We start from the raw sequence: 21,858 nt of genomic DNA, 5'->3' as shown, positions 1-21,858 counted from the left end.
TCATCAATCAGCTAGCTGAGGAACCCCATGGCGTACTCCTACTCTGAAAAAAAACGTATTCGTAAGGATTTCGGTAAACGACCTCAGGTCTTAGAAGTTCCTTATTTGCTGTCTATGCAGCTTGATTCATTTAAGAAATTTATTGAAGTCGATCCAGAAGCCAATAATGGTCTGGAAGCGGCTTTTCGTTCGGTCTTTCCTATTGCCAGTTATTCTGGTACTGCGGAACTACAGTACGTCAGTTATCACATGGGTGAGCCGGCGTTTGACGTTGAAGAATGTCAGATCCGGGGCATTACCTACTCAGCACCATTGCGTGTGAAACTGCGTCTGGTGCTGTTTGATAAAGAAGCAGCTGCCGGTACAGTTAAAGACATTAAAGAACAAGAAGTGTACATGGGCGAAATTCCGTTAATGACAGAAAACGGAACCTTCGTTATCAATGGCACAGAGCGAGTTATCGTTTCTCAGCTCCACCGTTCACCTGGTGTGTTCTTTGATCACGACAAAGGTAAATCACACTCGTCAGGTAAAGTCCTGTATAACGCGCGTGTTATTCCTTACCGTGGCTCTTGGTTGGATTTTGAATTTGATCCTAAAGACAACGTTTTTGTACGTATCGATCGTCGTCGTAAATTACCGGCGTCAATTATTCTTCGTGCTCTGGAATACAGCACTGAAGAAATTCTCGATATGTTCTTCGACACAACGTACTTTGAAATCCTTAAAACTAAGGTGAAAATGCAGTTGGTGCCTGAACGTCTGCGTGGCGAAACCGCCAAGTTCGACATCAAAGGTGCTGAAGGCGAAGTACTGGTCGAAAAAGGCCGTCGTATTACCGCACGTCACATCCGCCAGTTGGAGCAACTGGACATTAAAGAGATGGAAGTGCCGGCAGAATACATGGTCGGAAAAGTATTAGCGAAAGACTACGCGAATAAGAAAACTGGCGAAGTGGTCGGTCACGCGAATGACGTGCTGACACTTGAGCTTATCGCCGAGCTTAGCGAAGCGGGTATTAAGAAAATTGAAACGCTGTTCGTTAACGATTTGGATCACGGTCCATACATGAGCGAAACCTTACGCGTTGATTCAAGCAACAACCGCTTAGAAGCTTTGGTTGAAATCTATCGCATGATGCGTCCGGGCGAGCCGCCAACACGCGAAGCCGCCGAAACTCTATTTGATAACCTGTTCTTCAGCGAAGAACGTTATGACTTATCAACTGTTGGCCGCATGAAGTTCAACCGTCGTTTGGGTCGTGAAGACTTAAGCGGTGATAACACGTTGTCCAGAGAAGACATCGTCGAAGTCATGAAAAAACTTATCGAAATCCGTAACGGTTTAGATGAAGTTGATGACATTGACCACCTGGGTAACCGTCGTATACGTTCAGTCGGCGAAATGGCAGAAAACCAATTCCGTGTCGGTTTGGTACGTGTAGAACGCGCAGTAAAAGAACGCTTGTCGCTGGGTGACTTAGACAACACCATGCCTCAAGACCTGATTAACGCGAAGCCAATTAGTGCTGCGGTTAAAGAGTTCTTTGGTTCAAGCCAGCTGTCGCAATTTATGGACCAGAACAACCCATTGTCAGAAGTGACGCATAAGCGTCGTATCTCTGCTTTAGGTCCGGGTGGTTTGACTCGTGAACGTGCCGGTTTCGAAGTTCGTGACGTACATCCAACGCACTATGGTCGTTTGTGTCCGATTGAAACTCCAGAAGGCCCGAACATCGGTCTAATCAACTCGCTGTCGACTTTCTCACGTACGAATGAATATGGCTTCTTGGAAACGCCTTATCGTCGTATTGAGAACGGCTCTGTTACAGACGACGTTGACTATTTGTCCGCAATCGAAGAAGGCAACTACGTTATCGCCCAGGCGAACGTAGGTCTGAACGATAAAGGCGAGTTGACTGAAGATTTGGTACCTTGCCGCCATAAAAACGAATTTACGCTGATGAGTAAAGAGCAAGTCCAGTACATGGACGTTGCACCTCAGCAAATCGTTTCTATCGCAGCAAGTATGATCCCGTTCCTTGAACACGATGATGCTAACCGAGCCTTGATGGGCTCGAACATGCAACGTCAGGCCGTTCCTACATTGCGCGCTGATAAGCCGCTGGTCGGAACCGGTATCGAACGCACTATCGCAGTTGACTCCGGTGTTACCGTTGTTGCTAAGCGTGGTGGTGTTGTCGATTACGTAGACGCCAGTCGTATCGTGGTTAAGGTTAACGAAGAAGAGATGGTCCCGGGTGAAGCGGGCATCGACATTTATAACCTGACTAAATACACGCGTTCTAACCAGAACACTTGTATTAACCAAAAACCAACCGTGAACCCAGGTGAACCTGTAACACGCGGTGACGTTTTAGCTGATGGTCCGTCAACTGACTTAGGTGAATTAGCACTGGGTCAGAACATGCGTGTGGCCTTCATGCCTTGGAATGGTTATAACTTCGAGGATTCGATTCTGATTTCTGAGCGCGTAGCGCAAGAAGATCGGATGACAACCATCCATATTCAAGAATTAAACTGTGTTGCTCGTGATACCAAGTTGGGTGCTGAGGAGATTACCTCTGATATACCAAACGTTGGTGAGTCTGCATTAGGTAAGCTGGATGAATCCGGTGTTGTTTATGTCGGTGCAGAAGTTAATGGCGGCGACATTCTGGTCGGTAAAGTCACCCCTAAAGGTGAAACGCAGTTAACGCCGGAAGAGAAACTCTTGCGAGCTATCTTCGGTGAGAAAGCGTCTGATGTAAAAGACAGCTCTCTGCGTGTACCAAATGGTGTCAACGGTACAGTTATTGACGTACAAGTATTCACTCGTGATGGCGTTGAAAAAGATAAGCGCGCGGTAGCGATTGAAGAAATGCAGCTGGCTAAGGTTAAGAAAGACCTGACAGAAGAATTTAAGATTCTTGAAGAAGGTATTTACAACCGAGCTCGCAACTTGTTGTTAAGTAATGGCTTTGATGAAGCAAAACTGGCGAGCGTCGATCGCTCAAGCTGGTTGACTCAGGACTTAGGCAACGAAGACGCACAAGCTCAATTAGAGCAAATTGCTGAGCAGTACCAGCAAATTCGTGACGACTTCGATACCAAGTTTGAGACCAAGCGTCGTAAGATCACTCAAGGCGATGATTTAGCGCCGGGTGTTCTGAAAATCGTTAAGGTTTACTTAGCCGTACGCCGTAGTATCCAGCCTGGTGATAAACTGGCTGGCCGTCACGGTAACAAAGGTGTTATCTCAACCATCATTCCTGTGGAAGATATGCCACACGATGATGAAGGGAACCCGGTCGATATCGTATTGAACCCGCTGGGTGTACCTTCGCGGATGAACATCGGTCAGATCCTGGAAACACACTTAGGTATGGCGGCTCGCGGTATTGGTAGCAAGATCGAAAAAATGCTGAAACAGCAACGTGCTATCTCTGAATTACGCGACTTTTTACAGCAGGTGTACGACTTGGGCGAAAGCCGTCAGAAAGTAGACATTACTGAGTTTACTGATGATGAAGTGATGCGCTTAGCCGGTAACTTGAAAGCCGGTCTGCCAACAGCTACACCTGTATTTGATGGTGCAGTTGAAGAAGAAATTAAGGCACTGTTGAAGCTTGCAGACTTACCTGAATCTGGTCAGATTCGGTTATTCGACGGCCGTACGGGTGATAAATTTGAACGTGACGTAACCGTTGGTTACATGTACATGCTCAAACTGAACCACTTGGTCGACGATAAAATGCACGCACGTTCAACTGGCTCGTACAGCTTGGTTACTCAACAACCACTGGGTGGTAAAGCTCAGTTTGGTGGTCAGCGCTTCGGTGAGATGGAAGTCTGGGCATTGGAAGCATATGGTGCGGCTTATACCTTGCAAGAAATGTTGACAGTTAAGTCGGACGACGTGAACGGTCGTACGAAGATGTACAAAAACATTGTCGACAACAACTTGCAGATGGAAGCGGGCATGCCGGAATCCTTCAACGTATTGTTGAAAGAAATCCGCTCGCTGGGCATCAATATCGAGCTAGAACAGAACTAAGACGCTGTTGCTGGAATAAATTGGGGGAGTGCTTGCGCTCCCCGTAGGTTGAACTCCGACAGGAGATAAATCGTGAAAGACTTGCTGAAGCTTTTAAAGCCGACGAATCAGGCAGAAGAGTTTGATGGTATTCGCATCGCTCTTTCGTCTCCAGATATGATCCGTAGTTGGTCATATGGTGAGGTGAAAAAACCTGAAACTATTAATTACCGTACCTTTAAGCCGGAACGTGATGGTTTGTTCTGTGCCCGTATTTTTGGTCCGGTAAAAGACTATGAGTGCTTGTGTGGTAAATACAAGCGCCTTAAGCACCGTGGTGTCATCTGTGAGAAGTGTGGCGTTGAAGTTACACTGACTAAAGTGCGCCGTGAGCGTATGGGTCACATTGAACTGGCCAGCCCGGTTGCGCACATCTGGTTCCTTAAATCATTGCCGTCGCGCATTGGTTTAATGCTGGATATGACTCTGCGTGATATCGAACGTGTACTGTATTTCGAATCTTACGTTGTTACAGAGGGTGGTTTAACCTCTCTTGAGCAGGGTCAAATCCTGACTGAAGACGAATACTTAGACGCACTTGAAGAGCACGGCGACGAATTCGACGCAAAAATGGGTGCAGAAGCAGTTCTGGATCTGTTACGCGCTGTTGATATCGACGGTGATGTTCAAAAATTACGTGAAGAGTTACCTGAGACAAACTCAGAAACCAAACGTAAGAAAATTAGCAAACGACTGAAGTTACTTGAAGCATTCCAGGTATCAAACAACAAGCCTGAGTGGATGATCTTAAAAGTACTTCCAATTCTGCCACCAGACTTACGTCCGTTGGTACCGCTTGATGGCGGTCGTTTTGCTACGTCTGATCTTAACGACTTGTATCGCCGCGTAATCAACCGTAACAACCGTCTGAAGCGTCTGTTAGACCTTGCTGCACCAGATATTATCGTGCGCAACGAAAAACGTATGCTGCAGGAAGCGGTTGATGCGTTGTTAGATAACGGTCGTCGTGGTCGTGCTATTACAGGCTCTAACAAACGTCCTCTGAAATCTTTGGCTGACATGATCAAAGGTAAACAGGGTCGTTTCCGTCAGAACCTGCTGGGTAAACGTGTTGACTATTCAGGCCGTTCGGTTATTACCGTTGGTCCTAAATTGCGCCTGCACCAGTGTGGTCTGCCTAAGAAAATGGCGTTGGAATTATTCAAACCATTTATCTATGGCAAATTAGAGCGTCGTGGTTTAGCAACAACCATTAAAGCAGCGAAGAAAATGGTTGAGCGCGAAACAGCAGAAGTTTGGGACGTACTTGATGAAGTTATCAAAGAGCACCCAGTACTGCTTAACCGTGCGCCGACACTTCACCGTTTAGGTATCCAGGCGTTTGAACCGGTACTGATTGAAGGTAAAGCGATTCAACTGCATCCGTTGGTCTGTGCGGCTTATAACGCCGACTTTGATGGTGACCAAATGGCTGTGCACTTACCACTGACTTTAGAAGCTCAGTTGGAAGCACGTGCGTTGATGATGTCTACCAACAACGTACTGTCGCCGGCCAGTGGTGATCCTATTATCGTTCCTTCGCAGGACGTTGTACTTGGTCTGTATTACATGACTAAAGAGAAAATCAACGGCAAAGGCGAAGGCATGGTTTTCAAAGATCCGAACGAAGCCGAAAAGGCTTACCGTACGGGTCAGGTTGAGTTGCATAGTCGCGTCCGGGTACGTATCACCGATACCACCATTGATGACGACGGCAATCGTACAACGAAAACCGAACTGCGTGACACCACTTGTGGTCGCGCAATTTTGTCACTGATTATGCCGGAAGGTCTGCCTTTTGAACTGATTAACCAGGCTATGGGTAAAAAACCGATTGGCCGTATGTTGAACAAGGCTTATCGCGACCTTGGTTTGAAAGATACAGTCGTTTTCGCTGACCAAATCATGTATACCGGTTTCCATTACGCAATGGTATCGGGTGCGTCGGTTGGTATAAACGACATGGTTATCCCTGAAGCTAAGAAAGAGATTGTTTCTGCAGCAGAAGAAGAAGTGGCTGAAATTCAGGAACAGTTCGAATCAGGCTTGGTAACTGCCGGTGAGAAATACAATAAAGTTATCGATATTTGGTCAACCGCTAACGAGAAAGTCTCGAAAGCGATGATGGATAACTTGTCGAAAGAGATTGTTAAAAACAAAGACGGTGAAGACGAAGAGCAAGCATCATTTAACTCAGTCTTTATGATGGCTGACTCAGGTGCTCGTGGTAGCCCCGCGCAGATTCGTCAGTTAGCCGGTATGCGTGGTTTGATGGCTAAGCCAGATGGCTCAATCATCGAAACGCCAATCGTTGCTAACTTCCGTGAAGGTCTGAACGTACTTCAGTACTTCATCTCGACGCACGGTGCTCGTAAAGGTTTGGCCGATACCGCATTGAAGACAGCGAACTCAGGTTACCTGACTCGTCGTCTGGTAGACGTTTCACAAGACGTTGTGATCATGGAAGAAGACTGTGGCACATACGAAGGTCTTTACATGAAACCGCTGATTGAAGGTGGTGACGTTGTAGAGCCGTTGCGTGAACGTGTACTGGGTCGTGTTCTTTGTGAGCCGGTAATGAAACCAGGCAGCGAAGAAGAGCTACTTCCGCGTAATACATTGCTTGATGAAAAAATGTGTGACGTATTGGAAGAAAACTCTATCGACGAAGTTAAAGTTCGCTCGGTTATTACTTGTGATACAGACTTTGGTGTTTGTGCACACTGTTATGGTCGTGATCTGGCTCGCGGACATATGGTTAACCAGGGTGAAGCGGTTGGTGTTATCGCAGCACAGTCAATCGGTGAACCGGGTACACAGTTAACCATGCGTACCTTCCACATCGGTGGTGCGGCATCTCGTGCAACAGCTGAAAACAATATCCAGGTGAAAAACCCGGGTACAATCAAGCTGCATAACGCTAAATGGGTTGTGAACAGCGATAAAGCACACGTTATTACGTCACGTTCTACAGAGTTAACTCTGACGGATGAATACGGTCGTGAGCGCGAGCGTTACAAAGTACCTTATGGTGCGGTCTTGAAAAAAGGTGAAGGCGACTCAGTAGATGGCGGCGAAACCGTTGCTAACTGGGACCCGCACACTCACCCAATCATTACCGAGGTAGAAGGTCGTATCAAGTTTGTTGATTTAATTGATGGTGTCACCATGACTCGTCAAACCGATGAACTCACAGGCCTTTCAAGCATTGTTGTACTGGAAACAGGTCAGCGCACCAGTGCCGGTAAAGACATGCGTCCAATGGTGAAATTGGTTGATGGTAAAGGTAACGACGTTAATATCGCCGGTACTGATATCCCTGCGCAATACTTCTTGCCAGGTAACGCTATAATTAACCTGGAAGATAATTCTGAGGTTAAAATTGGTGACACCTTAGCGCGTATTCCTCAGGAAGGCTCTAAGACTCGTGATATTACCGGTGGTCTGCCACGTGTTGCTGACTTGTTCGAAGCGCGTAAGCCAAAAGAACCAGCGATTCTTGCAGAGAAAACCGGTACGGTTTCCTTCGGTAAAGAAACCAAAGGTAAACGTCGCCTATTGATTACCCCAACAGATGGTGGTGATCAGCACGAAGAGATGATTCCGAAGTGGCGTCAGCTGAACGTGTTTGAAGGTGAACAAGTGACTAAAGGTGAAGTTATTGCCGATGGTCCAGAAGCACCGCACGACATTTTACGCTTACGTGGCGTTAGTGCAGTTGCTAACTATATCGTTAACGAAGTGCAGGAAGTTTACCGTCTGCAGGGTGTTAAAATTAACGATAAGCACATTGAAACTATCGTTCGCCAGATGTTGCGTAAGGCACTTATTTTACGCGCCGGTGATACGAACTTGCTGGAAGGCGAGATGGTTGAAATGTCAGAAGTGTTAGCAGCTAACGCAAAAGCGGAAGCGGATGGTAAGAAACCAGCAATATTTGAACGTCAGTTGCTGGGTATTACTAAGGCATCGTTGTCGACTGAATCCTTTATTTCAGCGGCTTCGTTCCAGGAAACAACGCGAGTTCTTACCGAAGCAGCCGTTGGTGGTAAGAAAGACAGCTTACGTGGACTGAAAGAAAACGTAATTGTTGGTCGTCTGATTCCTGCAGGTACAGGTTACTCATATCACAAAGAGCGCATGCAGCGTCGACTGGATGAACTGAATGTTGATATCGAGCCAACTATGACTGCAGAGCAGGCTGAGCAACAACTTGCGGATGCCTTAAATGCTGGAAATAGTTCTGCAGGTGATGATTCTGCAGAATAATTAGCGAACGTTTTTAACGTTCGTGTACAGAAGCCGGTACTGTAAAAGTGCCGGCTTCTTTTGTATAGCCTTGACAGGCGAAAATATGACCATTAGAATTTCCGCTCCCGAATTTCGGGATCTGACTTTCAGTGGTCAGAAAAAAGCGATTTTTCACGCTCTATACACGTGGTAAAAAGCGACATCAACTAAACTAGGAGTAATGAATGGCAACAGTTAACCAGCTGGTGCGTAAAGGCCGTCAAAAGCCCGTTGTGAAAAGCAACGTTCCGGCTCTTGAAGCGTGCCCTCAAAAACGCGGTGTATGTACCCGTGTTTACACAACTACGCCAAAGAAACCGAACTCTGCAATGCGTAAAGTTTGCCGTGTTCGTTTAACTAACGGTTACGAAGTTTCTTCGTACATCGGTGGCGAAGGTCACAACTTACAAGAACACTCAGTCGTACTAATTCGTGGCGGTCGTGTAAAAGACTTGCCAGGTGTGCGTTATCACACAGTACGCGGAGCACTTGACTGCTCAGGTGTTAATGACCGTAGACAAGGTCGTTCTAAGTACGGCGCAAAACGGCCTAAATCTTAACGGTTCTCCGTTAGTAAGGCCAAACTGTCGTACGTTTTGGGTAAAACCCTGAATTAATCGGAGAATATTGAGATGCCAAGAAGACGCGTCATAGGTCAACGTAAAATCCTTCCAGATCCTAAGTTCGGATCAGAATTGTTGGCCAAATTTATCAATGTCGTCATGGTTGACGGCAAAAAAGCAGTCGCTGAAAAAATTATTTATGGTGCATTGGACATCCTGGCAGAGAAGTCAGGTAAAGATCGCCTGGAAGTCTTTGATACGATATTAGACAACATCCGCCCAATGGTTGAGGTTAAATCTCGTCGTGTTGGTGGTTCAACGTATCAGGTTCCGGTTGAAGTTCGTCCGGTACGCCGTAACGCACTGGCTATGCGCTGGTTAGTTGATGCAGCGCGCACCCGTGGTGAAAAATCAATGTCGCAGCGTCTGGCAGCTGAAATGCTAGATGCATCAGAGAACAAAGGGTCTGCTGTGAAGAAACGTGAAGACGTTCACCGCATGGCTGAAGCAAACAAAGCGTTTGCTCACTATCGCTGGTAATTCGCAGTTAACCTAGAAGGAGTTTATTGTGGCTCGTAAAACTTCCATAGAGCGCTATCGTAATATCGGTATTTGTGCTCACGTAGACGCCGGTAAAACAACCACAACTGAACGTGTGTTGTTTTATACTGGTTTGTCTCACAAAATTGGTGAGGTGCACGATGGTGCAGCCACCATGGATTGGATGGAACAAGAACAAGAGCGTGGTATCACTATCACGTCAGCAGCTACCACCTGTTTCTGGCAGGGTATGGACAAGCAATTCCCTGAGCATCGTGTAAACATCATCGATACTCCTGGACACGTTGACTTCACCATCGAAGTTGAACGTTCTTTGCGTGTTCTTGACGGTGCTGTTGTTGTACTTTGTGCATCATCTGGTGTTCAGCCTCAGACTGAAACTGTTTGGCGTCAGGCAAACAAATATGAAGTTCCTCGCATGGTATTCGTCAACAAGATGGACCGTGCAGGCGCAGACTTCTTATCTGTTGTACACCAAATGAAAACGCGTTTGGCAGCTCAGGCTGTTCCAATGCAGCTACCAGTAGGCGCAGAAGATAATTTCCGCGGCGTTGTGGACTTAGTTAAAATGAAGTTCATCAACTGGAGCGAAGAAGACATGGGTACTTCATTCACTTATGAAGAAATCCCTGCTGACATGGTTGATGAGTGTGAAAAATATCACGCTGAGTTGGTAGAAGCTGCGGCTGAAGCTAACGAAGAATTGATGACTAAATACCTGGAAGAAGGTGAGTTAACTGAAGCGGAAATCAAGCAAGGCCTGCGTATGCGTACTCTGGCTAATGATCTTTGTTTGGTTGCTTGTGGTTCTGCGTTCAAAAACAAAGGTGTTCAGGCAGTGCTTGACGCTGTTATTGAATACTTGCCATCACCAACAGAAGTTAAGCCTATCACTGGTATTTTGGATGATGAATCTGAAGGCGTACGTAAGTCGTCTGACGAAGAGCCATTCTCAGCTCTGGCATTTAAAATTGCGACTGACCCATTTGTTGGTACCTTGACGTTCGTTCGCGTTTACTCTGGTGTATTGAACCAGGGCGACGGTGTTGTTAACCCAGTTAAGAACAAAAAAGAACGCGTTGGCCGTATGGTACAAATGCACTCAAACAGCCGTGAAGAGATCAAAGAAGTTCGCGCTGGTGACATCGCGGCACTGATTGGTCTTAAAGACGTTACTACAGGTGACACGCTGTGTGATCCAGCTCATAAAATCACACTTGAGCGTATGGAATTCCCTGAACCGGTTATCTCGGTTGCAGTAGAGCCGAAAACTAAAGCTGACCAGGAAAAAATGGGTATTGCTTTAGGTAAATTGGCTGCAGAAGATCCATCGTTCCGTGTTAAGACTGACGAAGAATCTGGCCAGACAATCATCTCTGGTATGGGTGAACTTCACCTGGATATCCTCGTTGACCGTATGAAGCGTGAATTCAAAGTTGAATGTAACGTAGGTCAGCCGCAGGTTGCTTACCGTGAAGCAATTCGTGAGTCTGTCGAAGTCGAAGGTAAATTCGTACGTCAATCAGGTGGTCGTGGTCAGTTTGGTCACGTTTGGATTAAACTTGAACCAATGACTATCGAAGAAGACGATAACGGTGATGACATTATTTACAAATTCGTAAACGAAATTGTAGGTGGTGTTGTACCGAAAGAATACATCCCGGCAGTAGACAAGGGTATCCAAGAACAGATGCAACAAGGCGTCTTGGCTGGCTATCCTGTATTGGGTGTTAAAGCGACTCTATATGATGGTTCATACCACGATGTCGACTCTTCTGAAATGGCATTTAAAATTGCTGGTAGCATGGCCTTCAAGAAAGGTGCATTAAAAGCTAACCCAGCTCTGTTAGAGCCAACCATGAAAGTTGAAGTTATCACTCCTGAAGAATCTATGGGTGATGTCGTGGGTGACTTAAACCGTCGTCGCGGTCTTATTGATGGTATGGAAGAAGCTCCGGGTGGTTTGAAAGCAGTTAATGCTCAAGTACCACTGTCTGAGATGTTCGGTTATGCGACAGACTTGCGTTCACAAACGCAGGGTCGTGCATCCTACTCTATGGAGTTCCTGAAATACTCTGAAGCACCAAACAACATTGCTGAAAAAGTAATGGCTGAGCGTAACGCTAAATAAGTAAGGTCTGGTCCGGTTCTTTCGAGGCCGGGCTTTTAACTTAAGTTTGAGGATATATCATGTCTAAAGAAAAATTTGAACGTTCGAAGCCGCACGTAAACGTCGGCACCATCGGTCACGTTGACCACGGTAAAACAACACTAACTGCTGCTATCACAACTGTTTTGGCAAAAGTTTATGGTGGTGCGGCGAAAGACTTCGCAGCCATCGATAACGCGCCAGAAGAGAAAGAGCGTGGTATTACTATTTCAACGTCACACGTTGAATATGACACACCAACTCGTCACTACGCACACGTAGACTGCCCAGGGCACGCTGACTATGTTAAAAACATGATCACCGGTGCGGCGCAGATGGACGGCGCTATTCTGGTAGTAGCAGCAACAGACGGTCCAATGCCACAGACTCGTGAGCACATCCTGCTTTCACGTCAGGTAGGCGTACCATTCATCGTTGTATTCATGAACAAATGTGACATGGTCGACGACGAAGAGCTGTTAGAGCTGGTAGAAATGGAAGTTCGTGAACTGTTGTCAGAATATGACTTCCCGGGCGACGATTTACCAGTAATTCAGGGCTCAGCACTGAAAGCGCTGGAAGGCGACGAAGACTACGCTAAGAAAATTGTTGAATTAGCCGACGCACTGGATAACTACATCCCAGAGCCAGAGCGTGACATCGATAAGCCATTCATCATGCCAATCGAAGACGTATTCTCGATTTCAGGTCGTGGTACGGTAGTAACGGGTCGTGTAGAGCGCGGTATCGTGCGTACAGGCGACGAGTGTGAAATCGTTGGTATGAAAGATACGACGAAGACCACCGTTACGGGTGTTGAAATGTTCCGTAAGCTGCTTGACGAAGGTCGTGCAGGCGAGAACATCGGTGCCTTGTTGCGTGGTACTAAGCGTGACGACGTAGAGCGTGGTCAGGTCCTGGCGAAGCCAGGTACAATTACTCCGCATACTAAGTTCGAAGCGGAAGTTTACGTACTGAGCAAAGACGAAGGTGGCCGTCACACGCCATTCTTTAAAGGCTACCGTCCACAGTTCTACTTCCGTACAACGGACGTAACAGGTGCTGTAGAATTGCCAGAAGGCGTAGAAATGGTCATGCCTGGTGATAACCTGAAGTTTGTTGTAGATTTGATTGCTCCAATCGCAATGGACGAAGGTCTGCGTTTCGCTATCCGTGAGGGTGGCCGTACCGTAGGTGCAGGCGTTGTATCAAAAATCATGGACTAAGCAGTCCTGTTGATTTTAAGAGCCCGGCTTTGGCCGGGCTTTTTTATGCCTGCTCATAATTTTTCATCAAAATAGCTTATCAAAAGTAAGCGAAGGCTCGCTCAAGTATTGACATTCAAGACTAAAAAATGAACTATTGAGATAGATACTCAACTTATAGTCAGCCAATCAATTGAAATTACTCAGATACTTTTCTGTGTTCGTTTTTATGGGACTAAGCTGTTCTGCTACAGCACAGGTACCGGTCTATGTTGCTGCCTACGATTACCCTCCTTATTTTTCCGATGTACTGCAAACGGATCTTACCCGTGAACTGATAAGTTTGTTGAATGAGCATCAGGACAGCTACGAATTCCGCATTCAGGTGATTCCCCCTGCAAATCGTCATAAAGCCCTGAGTGTGAAAGGGTGCTGTGATGTTATATTCTTCGAATCGCCCCTTTGGGGTTGGGAAAAAAGTGGAGTAGGGTTTCAGCAAACAATGCCTTTAGTCAGAGGACAAGAGCGGCTGGTCGCCTTACAAAAAGCAGACAGAGACCAGACGTTTTTCGATACATACGATGGCAAAACTTTAGGTGGGGTTAAGGGCTATCATTACCTGTTAGGCGGAGAACTTCTGGCCTCAGATGAAGTTCAGGAAAAGTATACGACGTATTTGGCAGATTCCCGAATTATCAACTTGCAGATGATATTGGGCGGTCGAATCGACCTTACTATTATCAATGATGAACTGCTGGCTGCTTTAAAAGGCTCCAATCAAATTAAGGTAGACGGTTTATTGTTATCCGATAAGGTTAGTCTGGAGTACAAGCTGCACTTACTTGTTGGCGAGAATAAGAGTATCAGCGCAGATACATTACAGAGACTACTGCGGGAGCTTGGCCGACAGGGAGAGTTCGAAATACTCTTTAGACGATTTAATATGGAACGATTTCAGTTATATCGGCCGACAATAACGCGCTAGTAAACACTAAGACCCAAGCGGTTTGCCAGCTCGCGCACCATGTACATTCCACGGGCACTGTTACCGTAGCTGTTTAACCTTGGGCTCCATGAACAAATAACGCCAAAGTCAGGAACAACTGCAATCATACCTCCGCCAACGCCACTTTTTGCCGGAACGCCTACGGTAAAGGCAAATTCACCGCTTTGGTCGTACATGCCGCTGGTTGATAGCAAAGCATTAATGCGTTGTGAGTCTCGTTTTGACATAATTTTCTTTTTAGAAAAAGGACAAATTCCGTCATTAGCAAGAAACGTAAAAGAGCGAGCGAGGTTTTCGCAAGACATGGTTAACGCACACTGCCAAAAGTAATGATCCAGCAGTTCATCAACCTCTGCGTCAATATTACCAAAGCTTTTCATTAGGTGAGCAAGGGCCGCATTGCGATGGCCGTGTTCTTTTTCTGACTGGTGAACAATGTTATCGGCGTAAACGTTGTCGTTGCCGCATAAAGTACGAACCAAACTCAAAACCGCATTTTTACTGGCAGAGTAGCGGCTAACGAGTACGTCGCTAACAACAATAGCTCCGGCATTTATCATAGGGTTGCGCGGAATGCCTTTTTCCCACTCTAGCTGCACTATAGAATTAAAGGCCTGGCCTGAAGGCTCCATTTTAACTCTGTCCCACAAATCTTCTCCAAGGCGCTCCATTGCCAGCATAAGGCCAAAAATCTTCGAGATGGACTGGATAGAGAATTGCTCCTGGGTATCACCGACGTTAAATACCTCGCCGTCGAGGGTGGCCAGAGTGAGTCCGCAGAGCTCGGGGTCGACCTCTGCTAACGCCGGAATGTAATCAGCAACATGCCCCTCGGTGATCTTCATGGCCTGCTGATGAATCTCCTCCAGCAGGCTTTTGAGATCATCCGGGGCATGTATTTGCTGCCCGCCACTGACCAGATCACGCGTCAAGAGAATGCTCCGGATGCGTGATGGTGGACAGGCGGTCTTTTAATTCGTCAGACAGCTTCACAGAACGTTCCTGTTGAAAATCAAAGTACACCAATACCGTTTTACCTTTAGCGCACATTTTTTCTTTCTGCCAAATTTCGGTAGTGATATCAAACGAGCTGCCACCTAAGCGGCTGACGTAAGTATTCACCGTGACATGACCGCCAAAATAAATAGGTAAGAGGTAATCTACTTCCAGCCGCGCGACAATTAAGCTTTGTGTCTTCGGAGACATTTCTCCAAAGAACTCAAAAATAGGCAAACGTCCGGTTTCTATCCACCCCGGTATAACCGTGTTATTGACGTGTCCAAGGGCATCGGTTTCATAAAATCTTACTTTAAAGTCTTCCGTTAACATATTGCGTCCTTTTTATGACAGCTTAAGCATAGGTTTTAAGAAACGAGCCGTGTGAGAGCGCTCATTTTCACAGATATCTTCTGGTGTACCTTCGCAGAGGATTTCACCACCGCCAGAACCACCTTCAGGACCTAAGTCGATGATCCAGTCAGCGGTTTTTATCACGTCTAAGTTGTGCTCAATAACCACTACCGTGTTGCCGTGGTCACGCAGACGATGAATCACCGCCAGCAATTGCTTAATGTCGTGGAAATGCAGACCTGTGGTCGGTTCATCCAGAATGTATAAGGTTTTGCCAGTATCACGCTTGGACAACTCACGTGACAATTTGACCCGTTGCGCTTCACCACCAGAGAGTGTTGTCGCTGACTGGCCTAACCGGACGTAAGACAAGCCCACATCCATTAAGGTTTGCAACTTGCGTGCAATAGCCGGAACCGGGTCGAAGAACTCACGAGCGTCTTCAATGGTCATATCCAGTACTTCGTGAATATTCTTGCCTTTGTACTGTACTTCCAGCGTTTCGCGATTATAGCGCTGACCTTTACAAATATCGCAAGGAACATAAACATCCGGCAAGAAGTGCATCTCAACTTTAATGACTCCATCGCCCTGACAAGCTTCACACCGACCGCCGCGTACGTTAAAGCTGAAACGACCGGGTTTGTAACCGCGGGCACGTGATTCCGGCACACCTGCGAACAGTTCGCGAATTGGTGTGAAAATACCGGTGTACGTCGCCGGGTTGGAGCGCGGCGTACGACCTATTGGGCTCTGGTCAATGTCTACCACTTTATCCAGCAGTTGCATGCCATCGACACTTTTGTAAGGAGCAGGCTCCCCGGTCGTTGCGCCATTAAGTTCACGATGCGCAATATGGAACAGCGTGTTGTTGACCAGTGTTGACTTACCTGAACCGGAAACTCCAGTCACACAGGTCATAATACCTAATGGCAAATTGAAATCGACATTCTTCAGATTGTTCCCGCTGGCTCCGTGAATGGTTAACCGGCGTTTATCTGGTTTGTGACGTTGCTTGGGAACTTCTATTTCTTTCCGGCCGGACAGGTAGTCGCCGGTTAGTGAATCTTCACTTCCGACAATATCTTCAACCTGACCCTGAGCAATGATTTCACCACCGTGTACGCCAGCACCAGGGCCAATATCAATAACGTGGTCGGCCTGACGAATTGCGTCTTCATCGTGTTCAACCACAATGACGGTATTACCCAAGTCACGCAGGTGAGTCAGAGTGTTTAACAGGCGTTCGTTGTCGCGCTGGTGCAAACCAATACTGGGCTCATCCAGTACGTACATAACACCAACCAGACCCGCACCAATTTGGCTGGCCAGACGAATACGCTGCGCCTCACCACCAGACAAGGTCTCTGCGCTGCGGGACAAACTTAAATAGTTAAGTCCCACGTTAACTAAAAAGCGTAGACGGTCATTAATCTCTTTCAGAATTTTTTCCGCAATTTGCGCGCGCTGACCTTCCAGACTCAGTTGCTGGAAGAACTCAAGTGCGTCGCCAATGGATTGCTCAACAACTTCCGGCAGGGTTGTGCCCTGAATAAACACATGACGAGCTTCTGTACGCAGGCGCGTACCACTGCAGCTTTTACAGGGTTGCGTCGCTACGTATTTGGACAACTCGTCGCGCACAGCCTGTGATTCAGTCTCGCGGTAACGGCGCTGCATGTTAGGAATAATCCCCTCAAACGGATGCGCTCTGACAACCTTGTCGCCGCGGTCATTCATGTAAGTGAATTTTATTTCTTCCTTACCGCTGCCGAACAGAATCTTTTCGCGAATGTCGTCAGGCAATTCGTTGAACGGTTGCGACAATTTAAACTCGTAGTGCTTCGCCAGAGACTGCAGCATTTGATAGTAGTAGAAGTTGCGCTTGTCCCAGCCACGAATTGCGCCGCCTGTCAGCGACAGCTCAGCATTAACAACAACTTTGGCCGGATCAAAAAACTGCTCAACACCCAGACCGTCACAAGTAGTACAGGCACCGGCCGGATTGTTGAATGAGAACAATCGTGGCTCCAGTTCCTGCATGCTGTAACCGCAATGTGGGCAGGCAAAGTTAGCCGAGTACACTTCGGCATCACCGTCGCCGTCCATCGGTACGACTAAAGCCGTTCCGCCACTGAGTTCCAGTGCGGTCTCAAAAGATTCCGCCAGGCGCTGCTCCATGCCGTCGCGAACTTTAAAGCGGTCAACGACCACTTCAATGGTGTGCTTTTTCTGCAGCTCTAACGTGGGCGGATCGCTTAAATCGCAAATTTCACCGTCTATACGGGCGCGGATATAACCCTGTAAGGCGAGGTTTTCTAGCACTTTTAAGTGTTCGCCTTTACGGTTCTGAATAATTGGCGCAAGCAACATGCGCTTTTCGCCTTCAGGAGCCGCCAGCACGTTGTCGACCATTTGCGATACGGTTTGCGCCGCCAGCGGCACGTCGTGAGTCGGGCAACGGGGCTCGCCCACGCGGGCAAACATCAGGCGTAAATAGTCGTATATTTCCGTGATGGTACCGACCGTGGAACGCGGATTGTGCGATGTTGACTTCTGCTCTATTGATATAGCCGGCGACAAACCCTCGATACTGTCAACATCAGGCTTTTCCATCAGCGACAAAAACTGACGTGCATAGGCGGACAGCGACTCAACGTAGCGTCTCTGCCCCTCTGCATATAGGGTATCGAAAGCAAGTGATGACTTACCCGAACCGGATAAGCCGGTGATCACAATCAGCTTATTGCGGGGGATGGTCAGATTGAAATTTTTTAAGTTGTGCGTGCGCGCACCGCGTACTTCGATAGTATCCATAATTCCCGTCTGTTGTTCAGTAAATGACTGACGACAAAACGCTATTATCGCACAGTGTTAGGCATCTGGTACAATAACGGCATCATTTATCATGTTACTGATATAAAAGCAGTGAAATGACGCCGCAAAAATTAAATAAAACAGAGAAAAAAGCCGCTTTAGCACTAGCTTCCGTCTTTGGTATACGGATGTTAGGGCTGTTTTTGATCATGCCAGTTTTAGCGGTTTATGCACAAGACTACCCTGACTATTCCCCGCTTTGGGTCGGTATTGCTCTGGGTGCCTACGGCCTGACACAGGCACTGTTGCAAATTCCGTTAGGTATGCTGTCTGACCGCCTTGGCCGAAAGCCGGTTATTGTCGGTGGTTTGCTGGTCTTTATTTTCGGTAGTGTGGTGGCAGCTCAGGCGGATACTCTATTCGGTGTCTCCATTGGTCGGGCGCTACAGGGGCTGGGCGCTATTGCGGCGGCTATTCTGGCGTTGGCAGCTGATTTATCGCGTGACGAACAACGGCCGAAAGTGATGGCCACTATTGGTATGTGTATTGGCCTGGCGTTCGCTATTTCATTGGTAGCCGGGCCTTTATTGGGCAATATTATCGGTCTTTCGGGTTTGTTCTGGTTTACCGCCGCCAGTGGCGCTCTGGGCATTCTGGTGTTGTTGCTGAGCGTCCCCAAAGTGGTGACAACTTCTGCGAGGCGTGAATCCTTACCCGTGTTGTCAGAACTGGGGCATTTGCTTAGACACAAACAACTGTGGTGTCTGAACAGCGGTATTTTTGTGTTACACGCTATTTTAACGGCATGGTTTGTGACTTTACCCATGCAACTGCAAAACGCAGGTTTTGAAAGTCAGACTCATGCCTGGTTTTACTTACCTACGCTGGCAGCGTCCATTTTGTTCATGGTGCCAATGATTATCAGCAGTTCGCGTAATAATAATTCTGTGCAGTGGCTGCGGTTTTCTATTATTACTTTAATTGTTGCGCTGCTAATTATTGCCGTAGCGGGGCAAAACCCCTGGCTGCTGGTTGCTGCTCTGGTTATATTTTTCACTGGCTTTAACTTTATTGAAGCCAGTTTGCCTTCGTTACTTACCCGAGTTGCTCCGGCGGGGAGCAAAGGCAGTGCCAGTGGTATTTACTCAACTGGTCAGTTTCTGGGGTCTTTTGTTGGTGGGGTCGTAGGCGGCTCAGTCTTACAGTTTTTTGGGACATCTGGCGTTGTTGTTTTCTGCCTGATCTTGCTAGTATGTTGGTTGCTAATCAGTTTAGTCATGGTTAACCCCGCAGGTGTCACAAGCGTGTCGTTATCATTGCCCGGGTTAACTGAAAGCAAGGCTACCAAGCTAAGTGAGCAGTTACTTACCGTAACCGGCGTTACGGAGGCAAGATGGGTTGAAGAAGATCAGGCCACTTACTTAAAAGTTGATAAAAAACATTACGATGAAAAGGCGGTTAATCAGTTGCTTAAAGAAGCATCGGTCGCTTAAATAATTTAAAGCAGTTGTAACGCGTACAAGGAACAGGAGAATCTAATGGCCAGTCGCGGTGTAAATAAAGTTATTTTAATTGGTAATTTGGGCGCTGACCCAGAGGTTCGTTATACCCAAAACAGCACAGCGATAGCCAACCTGTCGATTGCTACCAGCGAAACCTGGAAAGACAAGCAAACAGGCGAACCGCGCGAACAAACCGAATGGCACCGTTGTGTGGCTTATCGTCGCTTAGCTGAAATTGCCGGTGAGTACCTGAAAAAGGGCTCTAAAGTTTATGTTGAAGGGCGTTTGCAAACGCGTAAATGGACAGGCCAGGACAACGTAGAGCGTTACACGACAGAAGTGGTCATTAACGAAATGCAAATGCTGGATTCTCGTGGCGGCCCGCAGGGTGGTGCTCCACAACAAGGCCAGGGTTTTGGTGGCGGTCAGCAGCAAGGCGGTGGTTACGGTGGTGGTCAACCACAACAGCAATCACAGCAACAACAGCGTCCTGCGCCTCAGCCAGCGCAGCAGCAAAATCAACAGTCACAACAAAAACCGGCAGAACCCGCGCCGTTTTCACCTGACAATGATTTTGATGACGATATTCCATTCTAGTTTGCCAAGTGTAGGACTTACCCGCTCGGATATCTGTATCATGTGATAAAAGCCCCTTTTGCAGGGGCTTTTTTTGTATCTAATTTTTAGCTCAAAGCTATCGCTATTTTCATTTTAGTTAGCACGCTAAGTTTGTTATTATACTTAGCGTGCTAACTAAAGAGGTTGCTATGACATTAACACAAGAACAGCTCAGACAGTTATCTGTACCTGAACGACTCGGTCGCGTTGCGCGTCAGTGGCAGGCTATTGCGGATAAGGAACTGGCGCCGCTGGGGTTAACCTACCCGCGCTGGAGTGCTATGTGGAAACTGGCACGTATTGGAGATGGTGTCAGCCAAAAGCAGCTTGCGGAAGCGCTTGAGCTAGAACTTGGTTCACTCATGCGCACGCTCGCGCAACTGGAAGAGCAAGAGTTGATTACGCGCGAAGCAAGCCCGGACGACGGCCGTGCTAAGCAGGTGTTTTTGACGAAGTCAGGTCATGCGCTGGTTAAAAAAATGGAAGCGAAAATTCTAAAAGTACGAAGGGCGTTGCTGGCCAATATCGAAGACGAAGAAATTGAAACGGTTAAGAAGGTTCTGGCGATGATTTCATACAATGCGAATCACATGTCTGAAGCTCAGAAGCTTGACCAAAATAATGAGGAAAAAGTATGACCGCAGACGAAAAGTTTGCCCGTTGGGTTAAGCGGGCATTGGTGCTATTTGTGCTCGTATTTGCCTATTTTCTGTGGGCCGACTTGAGCCTGCCGCTAACCCCGCAGGCAATGGTGACCCGGGTGGTGACTCAAGTTGCACCGCAGGTGAATGGTACGGTAGAGAAAGTCTTGGTTAATAATAACCAGTATGTTGAAGAGGGCGAGCCACTATTTGAAATTGACCCGCGACCTTATCAACTGCAATTACAGCAATCAGAGCTGGCACTGGCTCAGGCGCAACAGTCAAACCAACAGTTTGATGCCCAAATTCGAACTGCTCGGGCAAAGTTAAAGTCAGCACAGGCAAAAGCTCAAGAGCTCAGCCGTGAGGCGCGGCGCATTAAAGATCTGGTAGAAGACGGTAGTTCGTCGCAACAGGCATATGACCGTGCGCAGAGCAGTAAGCTAGAGGCCCTGGCAAATGTTGAAGCCGCCCAGTCGCAACTACAGAGTCTAGAAGTGCAACGAGGTGCCGAGGACGATGCAAACAACTTACTTATTCAACAAGCTGAAAATGCGATAGAAACAGCGAAGCTTAACTTAAGCTACACCACCGTGCGTGCGAAACATGCCGGACGTGTCGGTAATCTAAAGCTCAGCGAAGGCGCTTATGCCCGTCAAGGCTCGCCGCTAATGGCGCTGGTATCACCCAATGCCGACATTGTCGCCGATTTTCGTGAGAAGAATTTACGGCACATAAAGTCCGGGCAGCAGGCTCTGGTGGTATTTGATGCTGAACCCGGCACGCTTTATGAGGTGAAAGTGGAGAGCATTGATGCCGGTGTCAACGCAGGTCAGTTAAGTGCCGACGGAGCCTTAGCAGCACCGGTTAACTCTAACCGTTGGGTGCGAGACGCGCAGCGACTTCGGGTTCACCTGAGTTTAGCAGAACAACCGGATTCAGAGCGCCCGGCCGGAGCGAAGGCCACGGTACAGATAGTTCCTGAAGGAAGCGTCAAAGCTGCTATCGCGAAAGCGCAAATCCGGTTGCTGGGCTGGTTACACTACATTTATTGATCAGGA

At 47.5% G+C, this 21,858-nt stretch carries 14 protein-coding genes; 11 read left to right on the top strand and 3 right to left on the bottom strand.

Annotated elements, in window-relative coordinates:
• Positions 1-27 precede the first annotated feature (27 nt).
• From rpoB to DET62_RS08525, 7 genes are all read left to right on the top strand, one after another.
• Positions 28-4,056 carry a DNA-directed RNA polymerase subunit beta gene (rpoB, locus tag DET62_RS08555; protein WP_011233607.1) on the top strand — a complete coding sequence of 1,343 codons (4,029 nt, stop codon included), beginning with the start codon at positions 28-30 and terminating at the stop codon, positions 4,054-4,056.
• Between the two features lie 72 nt (positions 4,057-4,128).
• On the top strand, positions 4,129-8,364 hold the full coding sequence (gene rpoC / locus DET62_RS08550; protein ID WP_011233608.1) for a DNA-directed RNA polymerase subunit beta': 4,236 nt from the start codon (positions 4,129-4,131) through the stop codon (positions 8,362-8,364).
• 206 nt (positions 8,365-8,570) lie between these two features.
• Complete coding sequence (rpsL, locus tag DET62_RS08545; RefSeq protein WP_011233609.1) at positions 8,571-8,945, top strand: 30S ribosomal protein S12; 375 nt, start codon at positions 8,571-8,573, stop codon at positions 8,943-8,945.
• A 72-nt stretch (positions 8,946-9,017) separates the two neighbouring features.
• Positions 9,018-9,488 carry a 30S ribosomal protein S7 gene (gene rpsG, locus DET62_RS08540; RefSeq protein WP_011233610.1) on the top strand — a complete coding sequence of 157 codons (471 nt, stop codon included), beginning with the start codon at positions 9,018-9,020 and terminating at the stop codon, positions 9,486-9,488.
• A gap of 28 nt (positions 9,489-9,516) precedes the next feature.
• Positions 9,517-11,640 (top strand): elongation factor G, encoded by a 2,124-nt coding sequence (gene fusA / locus DET62_RS08535; protein ID WP_034818772.1) that lies wholly within the window; start codon positions 9,517-9,519, stop codon positions 11,638-11,640.
• A 59-nt stretch (positions 11,641-11,699) separates the two neighbouring features.
• Positions 11,700-12,884, top strand: coding sequence for an elongation factor Tu (gene tuf / locus DET62_RS08530; RefSeq protein WP_114982032.1), 1,185 nt, complete (start codon positions 11,700-11,702; stop codon positions 12,882-12,884).
• A 208-nt stretch (positions 12,885-13,092) separates the two neighbouring features.
• Complete coding sequence (locus DET62_RS08525; RefSeq protein WP_243734927.1) at positions 13,093-13,848, top strand: amino acid ABC transporter substrate-binding protein; 756 nt, start codon at positions 13,093-13,095, stop codon at positions 13,846-13,848.
• On the opposite strand, the gene glsA is transcribed toward DET62_RS08525, so the two are convergent.
• From glsA to uvrA, 3 genes are read right to left on the bottom strand one after another with little or no spacing between them, the layout of a single operon-like run.
• Positions 13,845-14,801 carry a glutaminase A gene (glsA, locus tag DET62_RS08520; protein WP_011233613.1) on the bottom strand — a complete coding sequence of 319 codons (957 nt, stop codon included), beginning with the start codon at positions 14,799-14,801 and terminating at the stop codon, positions 13,845-13,847. The two genes, DET62_RS08525 and glsA, sit on opposite strands and share 4 nt — an antisense overlap.
• On the bottom strand, positions 14,791-15,198 hold the full coding sequence (locus DET62_RS08515) for a thioesterase family protein (protein WP_034818742.1): 408 nt from the start codon (positions 15,196-15,198) through the stop codon (positions 14,791-14,793). The genes glsA and DET62_RS08515 overlap by 11 nt, the downstream gene beginning before the upstream one ends.
• 12 nt (positions 15,199-15,210) lie before the next feature.
• Positions 15,211-18,036 (bottom strand): excinuclease ABC subunit UvrA, encoded by a 2,826-nt coding sequence (gene uvrA, locus DET62_RS08510; protein ID WP_034818732.1) that lies wholly within the window; start codon positions 18,034-18,036, stop codon positions 15,211-15,213.
• Between the two features lie 116 nt (positions 18,037-18,152).
• Here uvrA and DET62_RS08505 point away from each other — a divergent pair, with 116 nt between their 5' ends.
• The 4 genes from DET62_RS08505 (at position 18,153) to DET62_RS08490 (ending at position 21,852) form a co-directional block, all read left to right on the top strand.
• Positions 18,153-19,529, top strand: coding sequence for an MFS transporter (locus DET62_RS08505; RefSeq protein ID WP_110013546.1), 1,377 nt, complete (start codon positions 18,153-18,155; stop codon positions 19,527-19,529).
• Between the two features lie 45 nt (positions 19,530-19,574).
• A complete protein-coding gene (gene ssb, locus DET62_RS08500) occupies positions 19,575-20,135 on the top strand; it encodes a single-stranded DNA-binding protein (RefSeq protein ID WP_011233617.1) in 561 nt (186 codons plus the stop codon).
• Between the two features lie 170 nt (positions 20,136-20,305).
• Positions 20,306-20,794, top strand: a complete 489-nt coding sequence (locus DET62_RS08495; RefSeq protein ID WP_034818727.1) for a MarR family transcriptional regulator — start codon at positions 20,306-20,308, stop codon at positions 20,792-20,794.
• Positions 20,791-21,852: an HlyD family secretion protein gene (locus tag DET62_RS08490; RefSeq protein ID WP_034818725.1), complete on the top strand. Its 1,062-nt coding sequence runs from the start codon at positions 20,791-20,793 to the stop codon at positions 21,850-21,852. Before DET62_RS08495 ends, DET62_RS08490 begins: the two co-directional genes overlap by 4 nt.
• Positions 21,853-21,858: the final 6 nt, after the last annotated feature.

This window comes from Idiomarina sp. H2 (genome assembly GCF_004364275.1).
In the GTDB taxonomy this organism is placed as follows: Bacteria; Pseudomonadota; Gammaproteobacteria; order Enterobacterales; family Alteromonadaceae; genus Idiomarina; species Idiomarina loihiensis.
Note: the sequence above shows the minus strand (reverse complement) of the source record. Positions and strands in the feature narration are given on the sequence as shown.

Coding starts and splice junctions, on each gene's coding strand:
- ssb (WP_011233617.1), top strand. CDS start 19,575: ATGGCCAGTCGCGGTGTAAATAAAGTTATTTTAATTGGTAATTTGGGC.
- uvrA (WP_034818732.1), bottom strand. CDS start 18,036: ATGGATACTATCGAAGTACGCGGTGCGCGCACGCACAACTTAAAAAAT.
- DET62_RS08505 (WP_110013546.1), top strand. CDS start 18,153: ATGACGCCGCAAAAATTAAATAAAACAGAGAAAAAAGCCGCTTTAGCA.
- rpsL (WP_011233609.1), top strand. CDS start 8,571: ATGGCAACAGTTAACCAGCTGGTGCGTAAAGGCCGTCAAAAGCCCGTT.
- DET62_RS08515 (WP_034818742.1), bottom strand. CDS start 15,198: ATGTTAACGGAAGACTTTAAAGTAAGATTTTATGAAACCGATGCCCTT.
- rpoB (WP_011233607.1), top strand. CDS start 28: ATGGCGTACTCCTACTCTGAAAAAAAACGTATTCGTAAGGATTTCGGT.
- DET62_RS08495 (WP_034818727.1), top strand. CDS start 20,306: ATGACATTAACACAAGAACAGCTCAGACAGTTATCTGTACCTGAACGA.
- DET62_RS08490 (WP_034818725.1), top strand. CDS start 20,791: ATGACCGCAGACGAAAAGTTTGCCCGTTGGGTTAAGCGGGCATTGGTG.
- tuf (WP_114982032.1), top strand. CDS start 11,700: ATGTCTAAAGAAAAATTTGAACGTTCGAAGCCGCACGTAAACGTCGGC.
- rpsG (WP_011233610.1), top strand. CDS start 9,018: ATGCCAAGAAGACGCGTCATAGGTCAACGTAAAATCCTTCCAGATCCT.
- DET62_RS08525 (WP_243734927.1), top strand. CDS start 13,093: ATGGGACTAAGCTGTTCTGCTACAGCACAGGTACCGGTCTATGTTGCT.